7 protein-coding genes and 1 pseudogene are annotated in these 7335 nt (G+C 51.3%); 7 read left to right on the top strand and 1 reads right to left on the bottom strand.

Annotated elements, in window-relative coordinates:
- From MOY_RS09900 to MOY_RS09925, 7 genes and pseudogenes are all read left to right on the top strand, one after another.
- The coding region (locus tag MOY_RS09900; protein ID WP_009099238.1) for an IS5 family transposase at positions 1-150 on the top strand (150 nt) is incomplete at its 5' end.
- A gap of 110 nt (positions 151-260) precedes the next feature.
- Positions 261-1328, top strand: coding sequence for a hypothetical protein (locus tag MOY_RS09905; protein WP_009099239.1), 1068 nt, complete (start codon positions 261-263; stop codon positions 1326-1328).
- Positions 1329-1370: 42 nt separating this feature from the next.
- Positions 1371-2750 carry a hypothetical protein gene (locus MOY_RS09910; RefSeq protein ID WP_105208822.1) on the top strand — a complete coding sequence of 460 codons (1380 nt, stop codon included), beginning with the start codon at positions 1371-1373 and terminating at the stop codon, positions 2748-2750.
- Positions 2743-5940, top strand: coding sequence for a tyrosine-type recombinase/integrase (locus MOY_RS09915; protein ID WP_035540560.1), 3198 nt, complete (start codon positions 2743-2745; stop codon positions 5938-5940). Before MOY_RS09910 ends, MOY_RS09915 begins: the two co-directional genes overlap by 8 nt.
- A gap of 74 nt (positions 5941-6014) precedes the next feature.
- Positions 6015-6268, top strand: a pseudogene (locus tag MOY_RS09920) (ISAs1 family transposase); the annotation flags it as partial.
- Positions 6269-6469: 201 nt separating this feature from the next.
- Entirely contained in the window at positions 6470-6637 is a 168-nt protein-coding gene (locus MOY_RS17260) for a hypothetical protein (RefSeq protein WP_158003269.1), read from the top strand.
- Between the two features lie 58 nt (positions 6638-6695).
- Positions 6696-7019 (top strand): hypothetical protein, encoded by a 324-nt coding sequence (locus MOY_RS09925; protein WP_009099243.1) that lies wholly within the window; start codon positions 6696-6698, stop codon positions 7017-7019.
- A 146-nt stretch (positions 7020-7165) separates the two neighbouring features.
- Here the strand turns inward: MOY_RS09925 and MOY_RS16965 are convergent.
- Positions 7166-7335 (bottom strand): IS5 family transposase (locus MOY_RS16965; protein ID WP_009099245.1); only part of this gene is annotated, 170 nt, incomplete at its 5' end.

Raw genomic sequence — 7335 nt, forward strand, 5'->3', positions numbered from 1 at the left:
CGGAATGTGATAGAACGCTGCTTTAGCTGGCTTAAAGAATGTCGCCGGATCGCCACACGCTATGAAAAGCTGGCAAGTAGCTTTAAGGCGATGGTATTCGTGGCGTGCATCGACCGTTGCTTGCGAGCCAACTTTTCGTACAAAACCTAAGAGTCTGTCCACACGCAATCTAAAGGCATTAATGGGACTATAAGAGCACCGCATCACGCATTCAAGGAAGCGGAAGTCAGAACTCCAGCGGATCATGGAGTCCCAGTGACATGGTGATGCAAGCAGATTTGGAGAAATTGGCAACTTTGAGTAGCGTGGAGCTTTCCAGAATAGAAAAGCTGCTTGCGCTGCTGAAAGCGCCGGATGATCTAACCCACCTTCTCCTAGTTATGGAAAACGTGAACCGTGCTTTACAGGCAGTTCAAAGAAGCCAAAAAATTCGGGAGGATCTTGATGATGCGATCGAAAAAAAGGAGGAGCAAGGCCTCTTTCATTACCTGACTGACATTGTCCGGATTATCTCCGTGCTGAAGGAGTGTGATCGCGACAGTTGCCCAGAGTCGTGGCTAGATCAGTCGGGTAAGCAGCGCGGCATTATCAATGACCATCCTGAGTGGGCGATGCTGATTCTTACCTCCGATGCTGAAAGCTATGGCAATGATGCCTATTGGCAGCATATGGGTGTGGTTGTGGCGTGCTCAGCCATTCAGCGAAAGCGACACCAAGCGCGTATTGGTTCCGAAATTACCGCAGCTTGTCGTGATATCCGTACGATCGCCAATGGCAAGAAGCCCCTCGGGCTGTTGGTAGAGATAGAGATAGATACCACCCTAAAAAGCTATCACAAACAATATCTGTTGAAGGGCGACGAGATCCTTGAGCCGCTTTCAGGTATCGAGCTGCTCGTTCGAAAAGTACTTGGCCATAAGGGAAAGACGAGAGACGGTGGGGGCGGCGGTGGTCACTCGGCCCGAACGATTGAACGGCACGTTGAGATGTCGGATTCGGATGACGAGGAGCATGAGGGGCCAGAACAGTCGGTACAACTGTTGGAGTCGGCCGGTGATGAGCAGGCGCAAAGTCGTCAGCGTGCCGCAGGTCTGCATCCAAAAGAATCCCAGACACTGCGTGCCGTATCCTTCACAGAAAGTAAAGCCTCCCCCACATCAGGGTTTGATCTAAGAGACTTGATCCGGCGCCAGAGCAGCCGTATCCAGCATATCAGTCAGTCCAACCAGCGGCTTCCTTTTCGCTACGCTCGTTTAAGCCGGGTCGAACTGGCACTTGCCGCGAAAGCAGCGTTTGAGCTATTTACGGGCCGAGGGCGATTTGACTAACGCGATAACGAAGACGTCTCTGCCGGCCTTCTGCTTCTATTGATGATCTGGCTCGGACGTCCCGTTGAGCAACTTCTAAAGATGCGGGTGTATAGCCATCGGCGTGATTTACCGAAACACCGCAAGGACGTACTCGCTTTTCTAGTTGAAGAGCACGCCTTTGTACTGCCCATTCCGTCGCCGGAGTGGCGCAACAGCCTCCAAGACGACGCCAAGAAACTGCTCTATACAGCCGGTGAAAGCACGCCTGCATTGGTGGATGAGGTGGTAGTGGTTGCCAGTCCCGTACGAATGGGTAAGTTTATCTCGCGTCTCAGCCTGATGCGGAAGAGCCGGACAAAATATCGTGAATTGTTTCCCGAATGGCATCATGGCGGCATTGAAAATGCAATGCGGGCGGCAGTTTCAAAGTTCAACCGCAACCACCGTATGCGGCTGACTCCTCACCGTATCAGTCAAGCGCTATTCGATGAGATAGTCGGCCACTCCAGCGATTGGGTCGACGCTTACCTGTTGACTGGGCACCGTTTTACTGTCGCTGATGTGGCTGCGCACTATTACAGCGTGCCAGCTGGTTACCTTGAGACACTTTATCATAATGCTGCTGTATCACTGCGCAACAGTATTTATCAGCATCTCAGCGTTGAAGAGAAAAACTACTACGCCTTCAAGCAGTCCGTACAAAACTGCGGTGACCATGGCAGTAAACTGAACCTCAAGCCATTATTGCTAACACGCCTTGTTAAGCATTTGAAGAGCGAGCTGCGGGCAGCAAGGCGTCTCCAGCCTAATGATGAGAGTTGGCGTCAAACGCATAATTGTTGCGTGGGTTACATCGCTTTCTGGATACTGTTCGCGACGGTTTACCGTGCGGTCAATGATCTGGTTTTTCGCTGGAGAGAGATCGATTTCACGTCCGGTTTTCTGACTATCTCTGATAAGGACGACGAAGCGATGAGTCAGGCACGTATAGTTTGGTTACTGCCCGAGCTGCGTGAGCAACTACGTTACTATGCGAGCCACTTGGAAGTGCTGCAGGCACGGCTTTATCATCGAGCATCACTCTATGAGCATCTCGAGGCGGTGTTGAGTGAGCCTCAGCCAGATGTACCACTAATGTTCTTTATAAGTGACAGCTGGCAGATGGTACAGCTCTCTCCAGAGAATCTGCGGCGCCACGTGCCCGTCTTTACGCTACCGGTCAATGCCAGCCGGCATTACCTTCGCAGTGCTTTACGTGCTGAAGGGGTTCGTGGCGAACTGGTTAATGCTTTCATGGGGCACACTCAACAAGGGCAGGAGCCATTTGGTGCCTTCTCTACTTTGACTCCCGTCGAGATGTTTCGAGAGCTAGCGCCTGTACTCAATAAAATGCGCCGGGAAGCGGGGTGGACAGTTCAGCAAGGGCTAGCCGATGTCTGACCATATCTTGGAAGTGTGGAGCGGATGGAAGTTGATACAAGTTCCCGATGGGGCTGGAGGGGCTGAGGCGCGTCACCGGCAGCATCTGGTCAATAGGCGTCGACACCAAATGGCAGTGCTGGAACTGATAAACGAAACACATCCCGGTTTGGTTCACGGTGAACGAAATATTAATGTGCCGCCAGACACCTCTCAGCAGTGGGAAGAGGCCCTACAAGCCGGTGACAACCGTTCGGTCGTTGAAATTCGCAATAAGATGAATTTCCTGTCATTAGGGCTGTCGCGTGGGCAGCGGGAGTTGTGTTGGGATGTGCGGGTTCCGTCGCCGTTGCACTTGATCAGGCCAGCAGCAAGCCCTTTCACACCGTCATCTTTCAAAAGGGTAAGTGTTTATCGCGACTGGTGCCGACATGCAGACCTCGTGATTCAACAACCGGCGTTTCAAGCGCTTCTTTTACATGGCAATGGAAAAACTGGACACCGCCGACTTGAGCCCGACATGATCAGTTGGGGGCTGTTTCTTTATTATGTGATGACGAATGATAGCTTGTTGGGCAGCCAGCATGTGAGCGCACTACCATTGGCGACCCGCACATTAGCAATCCATGAATCTTCTGCTTGGCTGGTATTGCATGAGACGGTGCCGGACGGCATGCCAGGGAAAAAAAGAGTACTGCCACGTAGCCGCTGGCAGTTAGGAGTCCCCGCCTTGGCGGTATTGATGCGCCATATCCATCAATTCGGTCACCCTAAACGTTGTGACGGTTATCAGCAGGCACGGGCTTATACCCAGACGGCTTGGCTGCATTTCTGTGGTGCTTTAAAGGCAGAAAAGATGTCACTTTCGGCGTTTCGTGAGGCTGCCACGACCGCTCTTCGCCTCAGTGTCCCGGCTTATTTAGTGAATAGCGCAAATGGTAAACATCCAGGCACGTCGATTGCAGAAGAGCGTTGGCAGCAACTGCTTACCGGTGGGTACGTAGAACATACCAAGCCAAAAGCCGAGCAAGGAGATAAATGTACAGCAGCCGGGCCCGGGCTAACGGCAAGGGATACCGTGCGCCATGCGCGTGACCAACCGCTGTATGAAGGGCGGGCTCTGCTGAAATCGTTACACGATATGCTCTACAAGCGCCGAAACCAGAAACGCCTCAAATTTGCTGATCTTTCTCGTGAACTAGAAAGTGCCGTCGTTGCTTCTCAGCGTATGGCGCCCATTATTGAATGCCTGTGCCGCTGGCTACTGTTCTTGCACCAAAAGCAGAAGCGAAAGCAGTCGACACTCTATAAGTATCTAGGCGTCAGCATGCCGCTACTCCAGACTATGGGAAACACGCCTATTGATCAGGATAGGCTTGAGGCACTTGTTGAGTCTTATCAACTTTTAGTTGAGCAAGCCAAAACAGAGAAAAACCGCCACTACCGTTGGTCAGTGTTGCGCTCATTCCATTCATTTCTCGTCATTGATCAGGGGGTGGCAAGCGTCTCTATGGCGTTAGCTGACGGCGAGTCCGCTGCTGCGCATCACGCTGATGCCAATTGTGTGTCAGAAGTTGAGTACCGTTTAATAGCGAGCCATCTGGCCTCCCGGATGACTAACATCATGGGGCAGATTCGTTATTGGATATTTGTGCTCGGCTTTCGTGCCGGCCTCAGGATCGGAGAAGCGCTGTCTATTCAGCTGGACGATGTCTTACTCCATCCTGAGATGGAGTCTACTGACGTGACGCTTCTGATTCGCAACAATACTTATGTCGGCATCAAGAGCCATGATTCACGCAGACAGTTACCTCTACACCATCTGCTGACAGATACTGAGTTGGAAGGCTTTAAAGCCTTTGTCGCCAATCGGTATGCAGTGGCCAGCCATGGCCGCGTCATGCTGTTCGGTGAAGGCGGTGGTTCAGTGGCGCCCCTACACGATGATCAGGTGCAGGCTGAAATTCACGAAGCCATGCGCCGTATCACCGGGGATTACAGTCTGCGCTTTCACCATTTGCGACACTCGCTGGCCAATTATCTACTGCTCTCTTTTCATGGTGTAGAGATAACGTGGACAACGCCTGTTCATCATGACGCACTTTGGGAACAGCTCTCTGGTGGCCCCACGCGATCAGGGCTGTATTTTATCGCCCAGCTGATGGGGCATGCATCGCCCGATGTGACACTACGAAGCTACTTGCATTTCACCTGCCTACTCCTTGACCACTATTGCCACAAGCAGTCTGTTTCTGTGGATAACTGTATTCCGAATCACGCAATTGCTCAGTTGGAGTCTTTAGTTAACGTAATCCAAATCAAGCCTGCGACACTGCGTAAATGGAAAGAGCGATACGGTGAAAAGCCGCCACTATGGTTTCAGAAAGCTTTTCCCAAGTGCTCTGTCATAGACGTTACCAAGCAGCCGTTAACTCCCTATCCTGAGTTACCAAAGAAGGTGTTGCTTGAGCGCCAAGGCCTAAGTCAACTATCTTTAGAACAGGTTGCTGCGGCGATGGATGCTTTGTATCAATGGGGTTTTGATGATGTTGAACATATTTTTAATTTGTGTGAAGGCGAGGCAGAGCGGCTAACGTCTTGCGCGCAGCGTGTGCTTACAGTCCCCACGCGGCGGGGGAAAAGCGCCTTTCGTCATTATCAGATGACGAAAGGCAAGCAGCCGACACCGAGCAGTCGCGCCCATCCACGGTTGCCGATGCCGCACTCTCTTGCGGAACGTCCAGTGATCAATGCGATGTATGAAGCGATCTGGTCGCGTTGGTTAAAGCAGCATCCAGATGAATTGCGTAAGCAGCTACGCTTTTTCTATCGCTATCACCGTGCCACCGACGGCCACGTATGGATTCGTAATGCCGATGACGGCCTGGCCTTCGTGAGTTGGGTGCTAAGTCTGAATGCTCGTGTGAAAGCCTTCATTGAAATAACTCCCAGTGTTCAATCGCCGTTATCTGGCCTGCAACAGCTCAGCGAGTGGAAGAAGCGACTACCCTCGCATCAACATAAGGTGGAATGGCAATCTAAGCCTCCAGGCAACCGTTTTTCAAAACCGCTGGGCACGGGAAACGTAACGTTCTATGTGGCTAATGAGAATAAGCGCTCTCGAAGCGGCTACCCAGTACGCTATGTGCTGGTGATGGCGTGCATCGTAATGGCGACGGTCGCCCAACATGATAACTCTAAAGTGAGGTAGGAAGAGGCGACACTTCCCCCGCTGGTCCTAAGCTGCTGCTCCGTTATCGAGTCAATACGCGGACGTCAGAACATGAGAGCCGTTACTATCTCAGCAGCCTAGTGCCAGATGCCGACCAGCTGGCCAAAGCGGTTCGGCAACACTGGTGCCTGGATGTGACCTTTGCCAATGACCAGATGCGGGCACAAACGGCGGAAGCTGGGCATAAAATGGTCATTCTCAAGCGGTTAACGCTCAACCTGATTCGCATGGATCCGGTTTCAAGACCAAGCGAACCCTTGTGGCCAGCTCAGATAAATACCGCGCTCATATACTTGGTTTGGAATGAGAAACCTTCTTTACGTGCGATTGCCCTGCAGGCTTGGGACGATGCAATGGTACTTACCAGGATCTACTCCACCCTCTCAAGATAGGAGTCTCCGGTAGCCCTGTGCGGTTCAGTGGTCAAAGCGCATGTGGTGGATTAATATTAATGAGTTTATTGCGATGATGCATTCATGTCCTCGCACGCATTACAGGAGGCACTTAGATGGAAAAATCTAATGCGCTTAGTGATGTAAACAAAAGCAGTGACTCTCTGCAGCGGCTTAAAGGGTCGGTCGGCAAATATAAACTGCCATTTGAGCCTGTAAGTGTTAATGACTGGGAAGCCCTTGCCCCTGCCACTCACTTAAGTGATGAAAATGAATCAGGATAGGCCTGCATTGCATATGCTATGTCAGTGAGCACATTGTAGGTAGGCAAGGAGCAGAGCAATGAAAGTGACTGAAAAAGTAGAAGTCAAGGCCGTCACTGATGTGGTGTGCGATGTATGCCTAACCACAACGCGTGTAACAGATGAAAATCTTGAGTACGCCACCCTTAAGGCACATTGGGGCTATGGGTCTCAACACGATGGCGAACGTTATGAAGTTCACCTGTGCGAAAGCTGTTTCTTTAGGGCGCTGGCCTACTTCAAACAAGAACGCCGCGTGCAAAATTTGTTCAGCGAAGATAGCGATAGAGAGCGAGCCTTAAATACAGATAATCGTCTGGGAATAGTGGCAACAGATGACTATTTCCGCGACAGGAATGCATAAATCTTGATAAGTGGTTACTCCTCTATTTGGATCGGCTACAGAGGGTTGCTTTAGGCAGATTTCGACCCTGGGCAGTCTTTCAGATTGCATATGAAGTGCTGTTCCACTGATGCGGCGTGTCAAAACCTTTCATGAAGGTAGTCAGATTAGGTTTTGTACGAAAAGTTGGCTCGCAAGCAACGGTCGATGCACGCCACGAATACCATCGCCTTAAAGCTACTTGCCAGCTTTTCATAGCGTGTGGCGATCCGGCGACATTCTTTAAGCCAGCTAAAGCAGCGTTCTATCACATTCCGTTGCCGATATTTCGGTTTAT

Source organism: Halomonas sp. GFAJ-1 (assembly GCF_000236625.2).
GTDB lineage: Bacteria > Pseudomonadota > Gammaproteobacteria > Pseudomonadales > Halomonadaceae > Vreelandella.